Below are 17,486 nucleotides of genomic sequence, written 5' to 3'. Positions count from 1 at the left end.
TCAGCCTTTCTTTTCGCGCTCCGGGGTATCCCATCCGCCGCCGAGGGCCTTGTAGAGCCCGACCAGCGCCAGATGTTCGTTGCGCACGGCCTTGCTCTCCTCGACCTGCGCGTCGAAGAATTTCCGCTGGGCGTCGAGTACGTCGATGTAGCGGATCACCCCGTTTATGTACTGCAACTTGGCCAGCACGACATACTGCCGGGCCGCCTCTTTGAGGTTGAATTTCAGTTCGGCGGTCCTGCGCATGTTGCGATAGGCGACCACGGCGTCGTTGACCTCCCGGAAGACCTCCAGCACCTTTTGTTCGTAAGCCAGCCGCGCCTGGTCGTAGGCCGCCAGTGCCGCGCGGTATTTCGCCCGTTTCGATCCGAAGGCGAACAGCGGCGCCGTGAGGTTGCCGACGGCATAGGAGAACGGGGATTCGATGAGCCCTTTGAGGGCGTCGTTTTCGAGTCCTCCCGTCAGCGAGATCGTCAGCCGCGGGAACCGGTCGGCATAGGCCATGCCGGCCGCCGCCATTGCGGCTTTCAGATTCTGCTCGGCCTGCCGCACGTCGGGACGGCGCTGCAACAGCGTCGAGGGCACTCCTATGGCCAGCGAGTCGGGCATCGTGACATTCAGGTTCATCTTGCTGCGCGACACGCGGGCGGGATAGCCTCCCGCGAGCACCGAGATCTGGTTCTCTTTTTGGGCGATTTTCAGTTCGAGGTCGGGAATCAGCGCCGAGGCGCTCGCCAGCTCGACTTTCGCTTGCTGGTAGGCCGTCTCGGAGGTCAGGCCGCCTTCGAAACGCAGCCGGGCCTGCCGCATGCTCTCCTCGCGGGTCTCCACCGTGCGGCGCACCACGTCCAGTTCGTGATCCAGCGCCGTCAGCTCGAAATAGGCCGTGGCCACCTCGGCGACGAGCGTCATTTGCATGGCCCGGGCCGCCTCGACCGAGGCGAGATATTCCGCCGCGCCCTTGCGTTTGGCCCACCGCAGGTTGCCCCACAGGTCGGCTTCCCAGCTCAGGGTCGCCTTGACGCTGAATTCAGCGTCGCTCTTGTGGGCCTCGCCGTAATAGTCGTTGGTCTCGTTGTCGGCGAGCACCAACCCTCCGAGCGACGGCAGCCGGGCCGCCTTGCTTACCCGGTAGAGCTCCTCCAGCTGGCGGATGCGCGCTTCGGCGGACTGCATGTTGCGGTTGCGGTCGAGCGTGCGGCCGATCAGCCGGCAGAGCGTCGTGTCGGTGTAGACCTCCCACCAGGCCATGTCGCCGATGGTCAGCGAATCGGTGCGTCCGGCGACGATCTCGGCGGGGAGGTTCAGTTCCGGGGCCGGGCATTTCTTCTGCACGGAGCAACCTCCCGCCAGAGTCAGCAGCAGGGCTCCGAAGATATATAAAGTGCTTCGTTTCATCGCGTACTCCATTTTTCCTTCAGTTTATACACCCAGACGAAGAACAGCGGCACGAAGACGATGCCGACGGTGATGGCCACCAGCATGCCGAAGAAGACGCCCGTGCCGATGCCCTGCCGGCTGGCCGATCCGGGACCGCTGGCGAAGACCAGCGGCAGCATGCCGAGGATGAAGGCCAGCGAAGTCATGACGATGGGCCGGAAGCGCAGGCGTGCGGCCAGAATGACGGCCGTGAGGATGTCGCGGCCCTTTTCGACCTCGTCCTTGGCGAACTCGACGATCAGGATGGCGTTCTTGGCCACCAGCCCCACCAGCATCACCAGTCCGATCTGGAAGTAGATGTTGTTCTCCAGTCCGCAGGCCCAGTTGCCCAGATAGGCGCCGATGCCTGCGATCGGCAGCGAGAGGATCACCGCCACGGGGATCAGCCAGCTTTCGTACTGCGCCGCGAGGAACAGGAAGACGAAGAGGAAAGCCAGCGCCAGCACGTACCCCGTCTGGCCGCTGACGTGCTTTTCCTGATAGGAAAGGCCGCTCCACTCGACGCCGATCGACTGCGGCAGGTGGCGGCGGGCGATCTGTTCGAGGATGGCCATAGCCTGCCCCGAGCTGTATCCCTGCGCCGCCTCGCCCGAGACGGTCGCCGCGTTGAACATGTTGAAACGCCGGATGGTGCCCGGTCCTGTGGTGTAGGAGGTCGTACCGAGGGCCGTGATGGGGATCATCGCCTTGTCGGCGCCCCGCACGAAGAAGAGACCCAGATTCTCCCGCTGGGCCCGGTACGGGGCTTCGGCCTGGATGTAGACGCGGTAGATGCGGTTGAACATGTTGAAGTCATTGACGTAGACCGATCCGGTGAAGGTCTTCATCGTCGAGAAGATGTCGGCCATCGGAACGCCGAGCATCTGGGCCTTGTCGCGGTCCACGTCGAAATAGAGCTGCGGGATGTCGCTCTGCATCGACGACGAGAGGCCCGTCAGCTCCTTGCGCTTCGATGCGTAGTGCAGTAGCGTGTCCACGGCCCGCTGGAGGTCGCCGTACGAGGCGTTGCCGCGGGCTTCGAGCACCATTTCGAAACCGCCCGAGGCGCCCAGTCCCGGAATGACGGGCGGCGTCGAGAGGTAGACCTTGCTTTCGGGATAACGGCGCATCTCCTCGCGGATGTCGTTCATCAGCCGGCGGATGTCCGAATTTTTGCGCTCCTCCCACGGTTTGAGGATCACCGTCAGCTGGCTGCGCGACTGGTTGGTGCCCACGCGGGGGCTCGATCCGGTGACGTTGAGCACGTATTCCACCTCTTCGAGCGACATCAGGTACTCCATAGCGCGGTCCGTCACGCGGCGCGTACGTTCGAGCGTGGCCCCTTCCGGAAGTTCCAGTTCGACGGTGAAATAGCCCTGGTCCTCCTGCGGCATGAAGCTCTGGGGAACGATCCGGTTGAGCACCCACAGCGCCGCGAGCGTCAGCCCGAAGAGCGCCAGCATGCGTTTCGAATGGTGCACGCCGCCGCGGATCATCCGTTCGTAGAACTTCGTTCCGTTGGCCAGCCAGATGTTGATGCGGCGGAAAAGGCGGTTTTTCTTCTTGCCCGGATCGGGGCGCAGGATCAGGGCGCAGAGGGCCGGCGAAAGCGTCAGGGCCACGAACGTCGAGATCAGCACCGAAACGGCGATGGTGATGGTGAACTGGCGGTAGAGCTGGCCGGTGATGCCCGAGAGGAAGCTCACGGGAACGAACACGGCGCACAGCACCAGCGACGTGGCGACGATGGCGCTGCCCAGTCCGCTCATGGCTTTCTTCGTGGCTTCGTACGGGGAGAGCCCCTCTTCGTCCATCGTGCGTTCCACGGCTTCGACGACCACGATGGCGTCGTCCACGACGATGCCGATGGCGAGGATAAGTCCCAGCAAAGTCATCATGTTGAGCGAGAATCCGAAAGCCAGCATCACGCCGAACGTACCGATCAGCGAGATCGGCACGGCGATCGTCGGGATGAGCGTCGCGCGCCAGTTTTGCAGCGAGAGGAAGACCACGAGGATCACCAGCAGCAAGGCTTCGAACAATGTGTGGTAGACCTCCTTGATCGACTGCGAGATGTAGGAGGTCATGTCGAACGGAATCTTGTAGGAGATGCCCTCGGGGAAGCTGCGGCTGATCTCCTCCATCGTCTCGCGCACCGAGTGCGCCACCTCCATGGCGTTGGCGCCCGGCAGCATGTTGATATTCATCACGGCCGCATTGCCGCCGTTGATGCCGCTCTCGGTGCTGTACGACGAGGCTTCGAGCGAGATGCGGGCCACGTCCCTGAGGCGGATGAGCGATCCGTCGGGGTTGGCGCGGATGACGATCTCCTCGAACTCGCGGACCGACGAAAGGCGTCCGCGGGCGGTGATCGGGATCGTGACATCGAGGTCCGTGATGGGCTGCTGGCCCAGTACGCCCGCCGCCGATTCGCGGTTCTGGTCTTTGAGTGCCTTTTGCAGGTCCTGGACCGTCAGTCCGAGGTTGGCCAGCCGGTCGGGCTGCACCCAGATCTGCATGGCGTAGTAGCGGCTGCCGACGTTCGAGACGCTGCCGACCCCCTTCACGCGGCGCAGCATGTCCAGCACGTTGAGCGTGGCGTAGTTCGAAAGGTATATCTCGTCGAACTTGGGGTCGTTCGACAGCAGCGTGATGGTCATCAGGCGGCTCGAAGCCTGCTTCTCGACCGAAATGCCGTTCTGGATGACTTCGGCCGGAAGACGCGCCTCGGCCTGCTTCACGCGGTTCTGAATCTCGACGGCCGCCAGGTCGGCGTCCGTGTCGATGTCGAACGTGACGGTGGCGGAGAAACCGCCCGAGTTGCTGCTCGTCGATTCCATGTAGAGCATGCCGGGCGTTCCGTTGAGTTCCTGTTCGATGGGCGTGGCGACGGCCTGCGTCACGGTCTGGGCGCTGGCGCCGGGATACGATGCCGAAACCTTCACCACCGGGGGCACGATGCGCGGATACTGGTCCACGGGCAGCAATACCAGTCCCAGCAGGCCGACGATGACGATGACGATGGAGAGAACGGTCGAGAATACGGGCCGGTCGATAAAGAAATCCGATTTCATGGCTCGCTATTTTTCAGACGCCTCCGTCTCGGTTACGCGACTCTTTGCAGGGGCCGGCACGGGGTCCACCTTGTCGCCGTGGGTGAGCTTGTGGAAGCCCTCCACGACGATCTTCTCGCCGGGAACGACGCCCCGTTCGACGATCACCCGGTTATCGACCTCGGGGCCGAGTTCGATCATGCGGCGCTCGGCGATGCTGTCGGGCCGTATGACGAAGACATAGGCGCCGCCCTTCTCGATGACGACGGATTTGGTCGGAACGACCGTGGCGTCTTCGCGTACGTCCAGCAGCAGGCGCACCTTGGTGATCTGCCCCGGAAGCAGGATGCGGTCGGGGTTGGCCATCTCGGCCCGCACGGAGAAGGTTCCCGTTTCGGGATCTACCTGCGGATCGGCGAAGTCCACGAGCCCGCGCAGCGGATACTGCGTGTTGTCGGCCAGCGTGATGGTGATGTAGGGGTCCCACTTGCGCGTGGAGTCCTTCTGGCCCAGGTTGACGTTGCGGGCCCTGCTTTTGAGGTAGTCGAGACCCGTCATGCTGAAATCCACGCGCACGGTGTCGCTCTTGACCACCGTCGCCAGCAGCGATTTGCCGTTGGGACCCACGAGCGTCCCGATGTCCACGCTGCGCTCGGAGATGTAGCCCGAGATCGGCGAACTGACGGTGGTGTAGCTCAGGGCCGTTTCGGTCTGCGTGAGGTCGGCCTCGCTCATCGCCACGGCCGCCGTGGCGCTTTCGTAGGAAGCGATGGCGTTGTCGAGGTCCAGTTGGCTCGCGGCGTTCTGTTCGTAGAGCGGACGGATGCGCTGCAAGTCGCGCTCGGCTTTGAGGGCCATGGCCTTGTCCTTGTTCAGCTGGGCGCGGGCCTTGTTGGCGTGCGCCCGATAGAGTTTGGGGTCGATGATGAACAGAGGCTGTCCCTTGCGGACATAGGTGCCCTCTTCGAACATCATCTTTTCGAGGAAGCCCTCGACGCGGGCGCGGATTTCGACGAACTGCTGGGCGCGGATGCGTCCGACGTATTCGCCGTAAAGTTCTATATCGTCGGTCTGGACGGGTTCGACCTCGACCACCGGCCAGACGGGTTTTGCGGGCTCGGGACGCAGCCACCACCACAGCCCTCCGGCCGCCACGACGGCGGCTCCGCCGAGGATGATCCAGGTGCGTCTGGAAAAGCGGCGGACCCTGCCGCCTGCCTCTTTGCCCAGTTCCAGCGTGCGGCGTCCTGTCAGGAGTGCCTGCTGTCTGATTTTATCACGGGATATTTTCATTGCTTGACATCGTGTGTATTGATTGCCTGGTTCGGATGTCCGGTATTTGGATTGCAAAATTAGGATTTTTTGTCAATCTGCCTCTCCTCCCGGTGCAAATCGGGCGAATATGATGCCGAAATGCCTGTTTTTGTTAAGAAAAGGTGTAATTACGGTAATAAAATCCGGAATCCGTATACCGAAAGACCGGAAAAACGGGTTTATATTTGTACATTGTCAAAACGCTATTACGAATGTTCCGCCGAAAAACAAAACGTGTCATGCTTCTGCTTCTCGGAATCGTCTGTCTGCTGGCCGCTGCGGTCGCGCTCTTCATCCATCGACCTTTGTTCGGACGGCTGCCCCGCGGGGAGCGGCTGGCCCGGATCGAACGCTCGCCCAACTACCGCGACGGGCAGTTCCGCAACCGGGAGCGCACACCGCAGATCACCGCGGACCGGGGACGTGTGCGGACCATGCTGGGATTCCTGTTCCGTTCGACGGAGAACCTGCGTCCGGCGGTGCCCGTGGCTGCCGTCAGGACCGATTTGCGGGAGCTCGACCCCGCGCGGGAGCAGCTGGTCTGGTTCGGACACTCCTCCTACCTGATCTTTTCAGGCGGGCGGCGGATTCTCGTGGACCCGGTTTTCCGGAGCGCCGCTCCGCTGGGGTTTCTGAACAGGGCCTTTCCGGGCAGCGACCTCTACCGCCCGGAGGATATGCCTGCGATAGATCTGCTCGTCATCACCCACGACCATTGGGACCACCTCGATTACCGTACGGTCCGCGAACTGAAAGACCGCATCGGAAAGGTCGTCTGTCCGCTGGGTGTCGGCGAACATTTCGAACGCTGGGGATTCGCTCCGGAGCGGATCGTCGAACTGGACTGGGACGAGGACGCCAGTCCCGTGGAGGGAGTCCGGGTCTTCTGCCTGACATCGCGTCACTTCTCGGGCCGGGGACTGAATCCCAATAAGTCGCTGTGGGCCTCTTTCCTGCTGGAGACCTCTGCGCGGAAGATTTATATCGGCGGCGACGGCGGTTACGGAAGCCATTTCGCGCAGATCGGAGAGCGCTTCCCGGAGATCGACCTCGCCGTTCTCGAAAACGGGCAGTACGATGCCGACTGGCGCTATATACATACGCTGCCCGATCAGCTGCCGCAGGCCGCGGCCGACCTGGGAGCCCGGAAGGTGCTGACGGTCCACCATTCGAAATACGCTCTGGCGCGGCATCCGTGGGACGAGCCGCTGAGGACCGCTGCGGCGATGGCCGGGCACGAGCCGCCCGCGGTTCTGCAACCCGTCATCGGGGAGGTCGTCGGACTCTGACGAGAAAAAGAGAAGCCGCCGGAATTTCCGGCGGCTTCTCCGTCTCATGCCAGCAGGCGTTTGCGCTTGCAGAAGCGTTCGCACTGCCGGGCGATGTCGTATCCCAGCATGGCGCCGAGCATGAAATCCTCCTCGGGCGTCAGTTCGTTGAGCGGCTTGTGGACGAAAGTCCGCACCGCATTCAGACACAGCCGGTTGCCGAAATATAGGTTGACCTTGCTGTCTGTGACGGGCTGGGTGAGGTGTTCGATCCCCAGCCGGTCGAGCCGTTCGCAGACCAGCACGGCGCACGTGCGGCACATCGTACACAGCACCAGACTGCGCACACCCTTCTGAAACTCGTAGATGTGGTGCATGAAGAGTTTCATCGAACCGTGGCGGCTGAAATCCTCGGCACTCATCGTCAGACGTTTCTGAGGTTCTCACACCAGGCGGCGAGGCGGGCGTCGGTCTTGCCCGGGTCGCTCTCGTCGATGGCCAGTCCGACGAACCGGCCGTCGCTGCACACCAGCGAGTCGGTGACGTCGTAGCCTTCGGGCGTATAGGAGCCGACGAACGTGCAGCCCGTGTCCTGCAATCCTTCGTAGATCAGCCCGATAGCGTCGCAGAAGGTGTCGGGATAGGAGCCGCTGTCGCCGCAGCCGAACAGGGCGACTTTCTTGCCGGCGAGGTCCTTGGCTTTCAGGGCGTCGAGGAAAGGATACCAGTCGTCTTGCAGTTCGCCGCTGCCCCATGTCGAGGAACCCAGCACCAGTAGGTCGTATTTGTTCGCCTCGTCGGCCGAGGCGTCCGCCACGTTGTGAACATCGGCGGACGCTACGCCGAGCTGTTTGGCAATGTCCTGTGCGACGGCCTCCGTCGTGCCAGTCGTACTTCCGTAAAAAATTCCAGTCATCTCTTTCGTTTTTTTGGTTTTTCGCAAAGTAACGACATTCTCCGGCGCGGGGCAATACCTATTTTTCGGGGTTTTCGGAGTGTCCGGATACCGTTATTAAGCGATGCGACGGACGGCGGAAGCGGCGGCGGCTATCGGACGGGAGCGAGTACGGCGACGAATCCGCCTCCGGGTGCGAGGTGGATCTTCAGGGGTTCGGCGGCGTCGATACGGATCGTTTCGCGCTTGTAGTCCGAGGCTTTCCGGTCGGCGTTCACGCCGTCGCGGAAGATCGTCGCCTCGACCGTGCCGCCGATGCCCAGCGGCGCGAGATCGACCTCCACGTCGCGCGGCGTCCAGTCCGTGATGGCGCCGACGTACCACGTATCTCCGCTGCGGCGCGCCGTGACGATGTACTCGCCCATGCGTCCGCCGAGAATGCGCGTTTCGTCCCACACGGTCGGAATCGCGGCGATGAACTCCGTGCATTCCGCCTCGCGCAGGTAGTTCGTCGGCGAGTCGCACAGCATGTTCAGCGGCGAGTCGAGCACGACGTACAACGCCAGCTGGTGGCAGCGCGTGCCCTGGCTCATCGGCTCCGAGTTGACGGGACGGTAGTTCTTCCGTGTGGCGTTGCGCATGGCCCCCTGGGTGTAGTCCATCGGGCCTGCGGCCTGACGGATGAATGGGATCGTCGCGTCGTACTTCATCTGATCCACCGATTCGGGGCTCCACTTCATCTGCTCCAGACCGTGCACGCCCTCGAAGTTCAGCACATTGGGCCACGTGCGGTTCAGACCCGCGGGTTTGTGCGTGCCGTGCAGGTCGAGAATCAGTCCGTATCGGGCCGCCGTCTCCGCCGCGCGGTGGTTGAAGGCGGTCATCTGCTGGTCGTCGCGGTCCATGAAATCGACCTTGAAGCCCTTGACGCCCATCTCCGAATAGTGTTTGCAGACATTCTCCATGTCGCGGTCGAAGGCCCAGTAGCCGGCCCAGAGGATGATGCCCACGCCTTTCTGCCGTCCGTACTCCACGATCGCCGGCAGGTCGATCGCCGGGACTATCTGCATCAGGTCGGCCTTTTTGTTTACGGCCCACCCTTCGTCGAGAATCACGTATTCGATACCCTTCGCGGCCGCGAAGTCGATGTAATATTTATAGGTCTCGGTGTTGATTCCCGCCCGGAAGTCCACGCCCGAGATGTTCCAGGCGTTCCACCAGTCCCAGGCCACCTTGCCGGGCTTGATCCACGACGTGTCGTCGATTTTCGAAGGTGCGGCCAGCAGGAAGCTCAGGTCGCTGGCGGCGAGGTCGGGGTCCGTGCCGACGATGGCCACGCGCCACGGGAACGTGCGCGGAGCCTCGACCTTGGCGATGAACGCCTCGCGCTCTTTGACCACCATTTGCAGATTGTTGTATCCGCCTTGCTCCGTGCGTTTGGGATAGGGCGCGAAACGTGCCGTGAGGTGCTGCCCGCCGTCGCCGTTCCACAGATACATGCCCGGATAGTCGTTCAGACCGGTTTCGGTGATGCAGACCTTCACCCCGTCGCCGGCGTCCACGACCAGCGGCAGGAAGATCAGCCGTCCGGCGTCGAGCTTCGAAAGGGTCGTCTCGGTGTAGGTATTCTCGAACGAATTGCGCCATTGGGCGTCGATGTTGCCGGCATGGTCGCGTACATAGGGTACCGTCACGGCGCAGTCGGCGGGGAAACGGTATTCCGCCTGTTCGCTCACGATGTTGAAAGGCTTTTCAGCACGGCTCACGAAGCGGTAGGCAACGCCGTCGTCGTAGGCCCGGAATTCCACCGACCAGTTGCCCCGCATCTTCAGCGTAAGGCCGTTGTAGCGGTCGCGGACCTCCGCCGAGCGGTAGAACGGCGACGGAATCGCGGTATCGACGCTTGTGCGCGAGACGCCTGCCACACGCGGGACTATGCCCCACGTCGTGCCGTTGTCCAGTGTCAGCGAGAGCGGCGAAGCGTCCAGTATCGGTCGTCCGTCGAGTGTGACGGCATAGGTCAGTGCATCGCCCGCCGCGACGGTCGTCCGGAGACGCCCGTCGGGAGAGGTGAGCGTGTAGGTTTTCTGCGCCAGAGCGGGAAAGGCGCAGGCGACGGAGGCTGCAAGCAGCAGAAGCGTTTTTTTCATCGTTATCATTGCTTATTGAAGTACTGTGAATCGGACGGGACGGAGGTCTGCGGAGCTGCCGCCGATGAAGAGTTCGAACTCGCCGGGATCGGAAACGACGGAGCCGTCGGCCAGCACGTATTCCAGTTCGGAGCGCGTGATGTCGAAGGTCACATCGGCGGATTCGCCCTTTTTGAGGAAGATTTTCCGGAAGCCTTTCAGCTCTTTCACCGGACGGGTGATCTGCGCCTTGATGTCGCGGATGTAGAGCTGTACGACCTCTTCGCCGTCATAGTCGCCGGTGTTGGCGACTTTCACCGTCGCCGTGATGCGGCCGTCGTCGGCCATCCGGTCGCTGCTGAGCGTCGGGACGCCGTATTCGAACGTCGTATAGCTCAGTCCGTAGCCGAACGGATAGAGTGCATCAACCGGAGCGTCGATATAGTGCATCACATAGCGCTGGTTCGGCTCGAACGGGCGCCCCGTGTGCTTGTGGTTGTAGTAGACCGGGATTTGGCCGACGTTGTAGGGAAACGACATGACCAGTTTGCCCGAGGGGTTGTATTTGCCGAACAGCACGTCGGCGACGGCGTTTCCGGCCTCGGTGCCCAGGAACCACGTTTCGACGATCGTTTCGATGTTCTTCTTCTCCCACGCCAGCGTCAGCGGACGGCCGTTGCTCAGCAGCAGGACGACGGGTTTTCCGGTCTTTTTAAGCTCTTTCAGCAACTCTTGCTGGACACCCGGAAGTCCCAGTTCCGAGCGGCAGTAGCCTTCGCCGCTCATGTCGGCGCTCTCGCCCAGGCAGGCGATCACCACGTCGGCGCCGCGTGCCGCGCGGACGGCTTCCGCGAAGCCGCTCCGGTCGCTGCCCGTGACGTTGCAGCCTTTGGCATGGACGATGCGCGTGCCGGCCCCGGCGGCCTTTTCGATGCCCCGGAGGATCGTCACGACCTCCTTCGGGTCGCCTTTGGCCCTCCATTCGCCCAGCATGTCCACCGGACTGTCGGCCAGCGGCCCGACGACGGCGATGGAACGGGGCTTGACGAGGGGCAGCACGGACTTGCGGTTTTCGAGCAGCACGATCGACTTGCGGGCCATGTCGCGCGCCGCTTCGCGGTGAGCTGCCGAGAGGGTCACCTCTTTTTCACGCTGCTCGTCACAGTAGCGGTAGGGATCGTCGAAGAGTCCCAGCTCGTATTTCAGCCGGAGGATACGGCGGACGGAGCGGTCGATCTCCTTTTCGGAGACCTTGCCCTCTTTCACCAGCTCTTCGAGGGAACTCGGATAGCAGCCGCCCTCCATGTCGATGTCGCATTCGTTCTTTACGGCCAGCAGCGCGGCCTGTTTCTTGTCCTCGGCGACGCCGTGGGGAATCATTTCGGCCACGGACCCCCAATCGGAGATGATGACGCCGTCCCAGCCCCACTCGCCGCGCAGGATCTGCTTCACGAGGAAGCGGTTGCCGGTGGCAGGAACGCCCGAGAGTTCGTTGAACGAGTTCATGAAAGTCGCGGCGCCTGCATCTGCGGCGGCTTTGAACGGCGGCAGGTAGAGTTCGCGCAGCCGCTGGTCGGAGATGTCCACCGTGTTGTAGTCGCGGCCTCCTTCGGAGGCTCCGTAGCCCGCGAAATGCTTCGCGCAGGCGAGGATGGTGTTCGATGCCGAGAGATCGCCGCCCTGGAATCCCCGGACGCGGGCCCGGGCGATGCACGATCCGAGGTAGGGGTCCTCCCCCGCTCCCTCCATGACGCGGCCCCAGCGCGGGTCGCGGGCGATGTCAACCATCGGGGCGAAAGTCCATTGCAGACCCGCTGCCGAGGCTTCGACGGCGGCCATCCGGGCCGAGGCTTCGATCGTTTCCATGTCCCACGAACAACTTTCAGCAAGGGGTACGGGCGAAATGGTCTTGTAGCCGTGGATCACGTCCAGCGCGAAGATCAGGGGGATTCCCAAACGGGTCTCCTCGACGGCGATCCGCTGGAGTTCCCGCGTCGTGACGGCTCCCGTGACATTGAGCACGGTACCGATCTTGCCTTCGCGGACACGTCCTTCGAGCGACGAGTACTGTTTCAGGACGCCGGTGGGATTGCTCTTGCCCGATACCTGGTTCATCTGGCCGATCTTCTCGGCGAGCGTCATGCGGCTCATGAGCCGGTCAATTTCCTTGTCGTAATTACGGCCGGGGGACTTGTCGCCGCCGCAGCCTGCGACCGCCAGACAGCAGCCGAGCCATAGGATTCTGTGAGTTTTCATCATTCGGTGTGTATTGTGTTTCGTGTTCCGGGGCGCGCCCGGCGGATAAAGATACGAATTTTTGACGGAATTTGCCGTCCGGACCGTTTTTTCGGGGGCTGCGTGCCGGCCGTCATCGTACCGATTTGGTAAATTGATTTTTAATGGTTAGTTTTAACCTCGCTTTTAATGACCGTTATGATCAGATTTACACTCGGCGCACTGCTCTCCCTGTATGCCTTTGCAGCGGCGGCCCAGACCTCCCCTGCCGATTCGATTGCTTTCGTGACTGCCGAATGGCGTGTCTCCGACCTCGGCGGAGGGGCCCGATGCCGCTATGCTCAGGTCGATATGTTCGGCTCCCGGCAGAGCATCTCCGTCGTCAGTTATCCCCGGCGGGGATTTGAAACGCGGATCGTTCATCTCGACCGTCGGGCCGAGGCTGTGAGCGAACTGGGCAGGGCCGCCGGGGCGGACATGGCCGTCAACGGCAGTTATTTCGATGTCAGGACGTTCGAGCCGGTGACGTTCGTGTCGGTCGATAGAAAGATCGTGGGACGCACTACCCCCAGGGAGCTGGTTCGCACCAACGGCGTTGTCGCTTTCAAGGATAAAAAAGGCCGCAAGATGGATATTTTCTTCTGCGATACGTCGGAATACCGGCAGGTGGCACGCCGTTACCGTTCGGTGCTGGCCGCGGGCCCCGTGCTGATCGACGGCGGCCGGATCGTCGAATACGATTCCGACAAGACTTTCTACACCGGCCGTCATCCCCGCACGCTGATCGGCAAGCGGGCCGACGGCGAGGTGGTGATGGCCGTCATCGACGGTCGTTTCCGGGGCGAGGGCGAAGGCGCCACCATCGCCGAAACGGCCTATATCGCCCGTCTGCTGGGGCTCGTCGAAGCCCTGAACCTCGACGGAGGAGGCTCCTCGACGCTCTGGACCGCCCGGAAAGGCGTGCTCAACCATCCCTACGACAACCACCGCTTCGACCATGCCGGCGAACGGGCCGTGCCCAACTGCATCGTAGTGCGCAGTAAAAAACGGTGAAAGGAAGACGGGAATCCGGCCCCGTTTTCATGGCAGGCAGAAGGACTGGGCGAGGTTCACGGCGAGTGTCCGCCCGGAAAAAATGAAACCCTCTCAGGCCGAGAGGGTTTTGTATTCGTTGGGCGTATAGCCGACTACCTTTTTGAACAGCCGGCTCAGATGGTGCGGGTATTTGAATCCCAGTTCGTAGGCGATTTCGCTGACCGACCTGCCGCCTTCGGTCAGCAGCTCTTTGGCGCGGTCGATGGTGGTCAGCTGGATGTACTCCTGCGCCGATTTTCCGGTCTCCTTCTTGATCAGATCGCCGAAATAGTTGGCCGACAGGTGCAGCCGGTCGGCGCACCACGCCACCGAAGGCAGACCCAGCGACTGAGGCTTGTCCGACGTGAAATAGTCCCGCAGCAACTCTTCGAAACGGGTCAGCAGGTCCTTATTCACGTTTTCGCGCGTAACGAACTGTCGGTCGTAAAAACGGACGCAATGGTTGAGCAGCACCTCGATATTGGCCGCGATGATCTGTTTCGAGTGCTTGTCGATGGCGTGCTGCAACTCTTCCCGGATTTCGCGGAAGCAGTTGATGATGATCTGCTGCTCGCGTTCGGACATGTGCAGCGCTTCGTTCGACGAATAGGAAAAGAACGAGTAGTCGGCCATGCGCCGGGCGAGCGATGTTCCGCGCAACAGATCGGGATGGAACATCAGACACCATCCCTTGTATCCGTACAGGATTTTGCCGTCGTCGATGCCGAAGACCTGTCCCGGAGCGATGAAGACCAGCGTTCCTTCCCGGTAGTCGTACCGGTTGCGCCCGTAGAGCAACGGCCCGCAGTCGAGGTGCTTGAGGAAAATGCAGTAGAACCCGAAATTTTTGAGACAGTGGCGCACGGATTCCAGTTCCGAAAAATCGACGACGCTTACCAGCGGATGCAGCGTCTCCACGCCCAGCAGTTCGTTGTAGTCCTGCACCGAATCCAATTTTACGATCGTTCCCATATGTATTCATTCGTTTTTCCGGGACAAAGGTAACCGATTTTCAGATACGCACAACCCTGTTCCGGCGGAATCCGTAATATCGGTTCTTGAATCCGTAATACGGGTTGGTCCGTCGTGGACACTCTTTGCACGAACCGTAAAATTGGTGCTTGAATCCGTAATCCGTCTATGGATGCGCCTTCATCCGCTTCCTACTTTTGCATTGTCGGAAAAGACGAACCGGGGTTGCGGTCCGCGGCCACAGTGCGGGCGGAACGCTGAAATCCCGGAAATAATGAAAAAAGCCATGAAAAAGTACATGTTGGGAATGGGGATGCTCTGCGCCGCTTCGCTCGCCGCAGCACAGACCCCGAAAGCGGAACAAGCTATGGACACGAAACGACAGCACATCGCGGCGGTCGCCGCCCTGACGGGACGGGGCGACCTCGCCGGACTGGAATCCGCCCTCGCTGCGGGGCTGGACGACGGCATGACCGTCAACGAACTGAAAGAGGTGATGGTGCACGCCTACGCCTACTGCGGATTTCCGCGGGCTCTGTGCGGATTGCAAACTCTGGTCGGCGTGCTCGACGGGCGCAAGGCCGCCGGTGTCGAAGTGAATTGGGGCCGCGAGGCGTCGCCGATCACCGACGCCCGCCCGAAATACGAACGGGGACGCGACATTCTCGCGGAGATCTCCGGTATCCCTGCGGATGCGCCGAAAGCCGATTATGCCGTGCTGGCTCCCGAAATCGAAGTGTTTCTCAAAGAGCACCTCTTCGCCGACCTTTTCGAGCGCGACGTGCTGACCCATGCCGAGCGGGAGATCGCCACGGTGGCGATACTGGCCGCTGTCGGAGGCGTGGAGCCGATGATGAAGGGACACATGGGCATTGCCCTGAACACGGGAGTCGCACCCGATGAACTGCGCCACCTGCTGGCAATCGTCGAACGGCGGATCGGCCGCTGCGAAGCCGATGCCGGACGTGTGGCGCTGGACGAAGTGTTGCAGAGCAAAGGACTGCTCGCCGACTCCGCAACGCCGGCCGTGTCGGCGGAGAACGGAGTGCAGGTGCGGAAGGTCTCGTTCCGAAACCGCTTTCGCATCGACGTGGTCGGCGATCTTTATCTCCCGGCGGATTACGATCCGGCCCAAAAATATGCCGCCATCATCGTCGGCCATCCGTTCGGAGGCGTGAAGGAGCAGACCTCGGGGCTCTATGCCCGCAGCCTGGCGGAGCGGGGCTATGTTACCTTGGCTTTCGATGCCTCTTATTACGGCGAAAGCGGCGGCTATCCGCGCCGGATCGAATCGCCCGAAGTGCGTGTCGAGGATTTCAGCGCGGCGGTCGATTTCCTGTCGAACCACCCGGCGGTCGATGCGGACAGGATCGGAGTCGTCGGCATCTGCGGCGGCGGGTGCTACTCGGTGAGCGCCGCGCAAATCGACCACCGGATCAAAGCCGTGGCGACGGTCAGCATGTACGACATGGGCCGTGCCCGCCGTCAGGGCGTGGGCGACTCGATGACCTATGAACAGCGCATGGCGACGCTCGATGCCGTCGGTGCACAGCGCACAGCGGAATACGGCGGAGCCGCCCGCAAGGACATTCGCGCCCTGCCGGAAAAGGTCGATGCCTCGACGCCGCAGTACGCCCGCGAGTTTTTGGACTATTACGACAATCCGGAGCGCGGCAAGCATCCCAATTCGACGGGTTACTATTCCTATACGAGCCTCGCGCCGATGATGAATTTCTTTCCGTTCGTGCAGATCGGGACCATCTCTCCGCGTCCGCTGCTCTTCATCGTGGGCGAGCATGCCGTGTCGGCCTACTTTTCGGAAGACGCCTATGCGAAGGCTGCCGAGCCCAAGGAGCTGTTCGTCGTCGAAGGGGCCACGCACGTCGATCTCTACGACCGTCCGGAATATCTGGCAATCACGCTGCCCAAATTGGACAGCTATTTCAGACAATACCTCAAATAACGAACCGATATGAAATGGATACTTATCGTTGCAGCCGCAGTCCTGTCGGGTGCCTGCTGCAACCGAGCGGCCGAAACAGCGCAAACGCAGCTGGCGGAGGATGTTTTTGCCAAAGGTTCGCTGCTGGAGAACAACCCGAATTTCACGGGCGATGCCTGGCTCGAAATGTTCGTCACGGCGGCCGATTCGATGGACTGCACGGTCGGCAACGTGACTTTCGCTCCCGGCGTGCGCAACGGCTGGCATGCGCATCCGGGCGGTCAGATTCTGCTCTGCACTTCCGGCAGGGGACTGTATCAGGAAAAGGGCGGAGCGGTCCGCGAGCTGCGCTCCGGCGACGTGGTGAAAATCGCCCCCGGCGTGGTGCACTGGCACGGTGCGGCCCCCGACAGCGAGTTCACGCATATCGCCATCGGCACGCAGGTGTCGAAAGGCCCGGCCGAATGGTTCGGTCCGGCGGCCGGCAACGAATAGAAAACCATCCGTTCGATGAATCGGATAAATAATGTACGAAGTATGAAAAAGATTCTTTTGATTCCGTTTTTGTTTTTTTCGCTGGCGGCGATGGGCGCCTGCTCGGCGGACGAAAAGACTTCCGACCCGGAAACACCCGATCAGCCGGCCGGGAACAGCAATATCTTGGTCGCCTATTTCTCTGCGACGGGCAATACGCAGCGCGTGGCCGAACGCATTGCAGCGCTGACCGGAGCCGATGTGTACCGTATCGAGGCGGCCGATCCGTATGCTGCGGATCCCTACGATGACAGCGACCGTGTTCAACGCGAGGCGTACGGCGACCTGCGGCCCGGTGTGGCGAATCTGCCCGTTGCGGAGACAATCGCACGGTACGACACGATTTTCGTCGGTTCGCCTTGCTGGTGGCACCAGCCTGCGATGGTCGTCTGCACCTTTCTCGAAGCCTACGATCTGAGCGGCAAGACCATCGTTCCGTTCTTCACCTATGGAGCGACGACCTATCTGAACGAGTCGATGCAGAAGATCTACCGCCTTACTCCGGAGTCGAAGCACATTCCGGCAACTCTTCCGGAGGACCTCGATCCGGACGACATTACCACGCCCGGGCGTCCGGACGATGCTGGGATCGACATGCCGGGGAGTGCCGGCGGAGTGGAATCGTGGCTGAAAAGAATCGGAATTTGAGCC

Annotated in this window: 13 protein-coding genes; 5 read left to right on the top strand and 8 right to left on the bottom strand. The window is 61.8% G+C overall.

All coding sequences use genetic code 11. The annotated features are described in order from the left end of the window. Genes WMO46_RS12365 through WMO46_RS12355 form a run of 3 tightly spaced genes read right to left on the bottom strand, consistent with a single transcriptional unit; the run spans window position 1 to window position 5,765 of the window. Window positions 1-1,398, bottom strand: a complete 1,398-nt coding sequence (locus WMO46_RS12365) for an efflux transporter outer membrane subunit (protein WP_129649938.1) — start codon at window positions 1,396-1,398, stop codon at window positions 1-3. Further along, window positions 1,395-4,493 (bottom strand): efflux RND transporter permease subunit, encoded by a 3,099-nt coding sequence (locus WMO46_RS12360; protein WP_129649936.1) that lies wholly within the window; start codon window positions 4,491-4,493, stop codon window positions 1,395-1,397. Before WMO46_RS12360 ends, WMO46_RS12365 begins: the two co-directional genes overlap by 4 nt. A gap of 6 nt (window positions 4,494-4,499) precedes the next feature. Continuing rightward, window positions 4,500-5,765 carry an efflux RND transporter periplasmic adaptor subunit gene (locus tag WMO46_RS12355; protein ID WP_129649934.1) on the bottom strand — a complete coding sequence of 422 codons (1,266 nt, stop codon included), beginning with the start codon at window positions 5,763-5,765 and terminating at the stop codon, window positions 4,500-4,502. A gap of 233 nt (window positions 5,766-5,998) precedes the next feature. Here WMO46_RS12355 and WMO46_RS12350 point away from each other — a divergent pair, with 233 nt between their 5' ends. Continuing rightward, window positions 5,999-7,075, top strand: coding sequence for an MBL fold metallo-hydrolase (locus tag WMO46_RS12350; RefSeq protein WP_349094429.1), 1,077 nt, complete (start codon window positions 5,999-6,001; stop codon window positions 7,073-7,075). A 44-nt stretch (window positions 7,076-7,119) separates the two neighbouring features. Here WMO46_RS12350 and WMO46_RS12345 read toward each other — a convergent pair whose 3' ends face one another. From WMO46_RS12345 to WMO46_RS12330, 4 genes are all read right to left on the bottom strand, one after another. Next, window positions 7,120-7,476, bottom strand: coding sequence for a DUF2023 family protein (locus WMO46_RS12345; protein ID WP_019150194.1), 357 nt, complete (start codon window positions 7,474-7,476; stop codon window positions 7,120-7,122). A 2-nt stretch (window positions 7,477-7,478) separates the two neighbouring features. Beyond that, window positions 7,479-7,970 carry a flavodoxin gene (locus WMO46_RS12340; protein WP_349094428.1) on the bottom strand — a complete coding sequence of 164 codons (492 nt, stop codon included), beginning with the start codon at window positions 7,968-7,970 and terminating at the stop codon, window positions 7,479-7,481. Between the two features lie 131 nt (window positions 7,971-8,101). Continuing rightward, a complete protein-coding gene (locus WMO46_RS12335) occupies window positions 8,102-10,099 on the bottom strand; it encodes a glycoside hydrolase family 97 protein (RefSeq protein WP_349094427.1) in 1,998 nt (665 codons plus the stop codon). 12 nt (window positions 10,100-10,111) lie between these two features. Then, complete coding sequence (locus WMO46_RS12330; RefSeq protein ID WP_129649928.1) at window positions 10,112-12,337, bottom strand: glycoside hydrolase family 3 N-terminal domain-containing protein; 2,226 nt, start codon at window positions 12,335-12,337, stop codon at window positions 10,112-10,114. Window positions 12,338-12,511: 174 nt separating this feature from the next. Between WMO46_RS12330 and WMO46_RS12325 the strand changes: the two genes are divergently transcribed. Beyond that, window positions 12,512-13,366 carry a phosphodiester glycosidase family protein gene (locus WMO46_RS12325; protein ID WP_129649926.1) on the top strand — a complete coding sequence of 285 codons (855 nt, stop codon included), beginning with the start codon at window positions 12,512-12,514 and terminating at the stop codon, window positions 13,364-13,366. A gap of 93 nt (window positions 13,367-13,459) precedes the next feature. Here the strand turns inward: WMO46_RS12325 and WMO46_RS12320 are convergent, their stop codons facing one another. Beyond that, window positions 13,460-14,359, bottom strand: a complete 900-nt coding sequence (locus WMO46_RS12320; protein WP_019150199.1) for a helix-turn-helix domain-containing protein — start codon at window positions 14,357-14,359, stop codon at window positions 13,460-13,462. A 286-nt stretch (window positions 14,360-14,645) separates the two neighbouring features. Here WMO46_RS12320 and WMO46_RS12315 point away from each other — a divergent pair, with 286 nt between their 5' ends. From WMO46_RS12315 to WMO46_RS12305, 3 genes are read left to right on the top strand one after another with little or no spacing between them, the layout of a single operon-like run. Then, entirely contained in the window at window positions 14,646-16,322 is a 1,677-nt protein-coding gene (locus WMO46_RS12315; protein WP_129649924.1) for an alpha/beta fold hydrolase, read from the top strand. Between the two features lie 9 nt (window positions 16,323-16,331). Beyond that, window positions 16,332-16,796: a cupin domain-containing protein gene (locus WMO46_RS12310; RefSeq protein WP_207209323.1), complete on the top strand. Its 465-nt coding sequence runs from the start codon at window positions 16,332-16,334 to the stop codon at window positions 16,794-16,796. Window positions 16,797-16,838: 42 nt separating this feature from the next. Then, on the top strand, window positions 16,839-17,483 hold the full coding sequence (locus tag WMO46_RS12305) for a flavodoxin (RefSeq protein WP_129649922.1): 645 nt from the start codon (window positions 16,839-16,841) through the stop codon (window positions 17,481-17,483). Window positions 17,484-17,486 lie beyond the last annotated feature (3 nt).

Source organism: Alistipes intestinihominis (assembly GCF_040095975.1).
Lineage (GTDB): Bacteria > Bacteroidota > Bacteroidia > Bacteroidales > Rikenellaceae > Alistipes > Alistipes senegalensis.
Note: the sequence above shows the minus strand (reverse complement) of the source record. Positions and strands in the feature narration are given on the sequence as shown.

Coding starts and splice junctions, on each gene's coding strand:
- WMO46_RS12360 (WP_129649936.1), bottom strand. CDS start 4,493: ATGAAATCGGATTTCTTTATCGACCGGCCCGTATTCTCGACCGTTCTC.
- WMO46_RS12345 (WP_019150194.1), bottom strand. CDS start 7,476: ATGAGTGCCGAGGATTTCAGCCGCCACGGTTCGATGAAACTCTTCATG.
- WMO46_RS12355 (WP_129649934.1), bottom strand. CDS start 5,765: ATGAAAATATCCCGTGATAAAATCAGACAGCAGGCACTCCTGACAGGA.
- WMO46_RS12365 (WP_129649938.1), bottom strand. CDS start 1,398: ATGAAACGAAGCACTTTATATATCTTCGGAGCCCTGCTGCTGACTCTG.
- WMO46_RS12340 (WP_349094428.1), bottom strand. CDS start 7,970: ATGACTGGAATTTTTTACGGAAGTACGACTGGCACGACGGAGGCCGTC.
- WMO46_RS12310 (WP_207209323.1), top strand. CDS start 16,332: ATGAAATGGATACTTATCGTTGCAGCCGCAGTCCTGTCGGGTGCCTGC.
- WMO46_RS12320 (WP_019150199.1), bottom strand. CDS start 14,359: ATGGGAACGATCGTAAAATTGGATTCGGTGCAGGACTACAACGAACTG.
- WMO46_RS12315 (WP_129649924.1), top strand. CDS start 14,646: ATGAAAAAGTACATGTTGGGAATGGGGATGCTCTGCGCCGCTTCGCTC.
- WMO46_RS12350 (WP_349094429.1), top strand. CDS start 5,999: ATGTTCCGCCGAAAAACAAAACGTGTCATGCTTCTGCTTCTCGGAATC.
- WMO46_RS12330 (WP_129649928.1), bottom strand. CDS start 12,337: ATGATGAAAACTCACAGAATCCTATGGCTCGGCTGCTGTCTGGCGGTC.
- WMO46_RS12305 (WP_129649922.1), top strand. CDS start 16,839: ATGAAAAAGATTCTTTTGATTCCGTTTTTGTTTTTTTCGCTGGCGGCG.
- WMO46_RS12325 (WP_129649926.1), top strand. CDS start 12,512: ATGATCAGATTTACACTCGGCGCACTGCTCTCCCTGTATGCCTTTGCA.
- WMO46_RS12335 (WP_349094427.1), bottom strand. CDS start 10,099: ATGAAAAAAACGCTTCTGCTGCTTGCAGCCTCCGTCGCCTGCGCCTTT.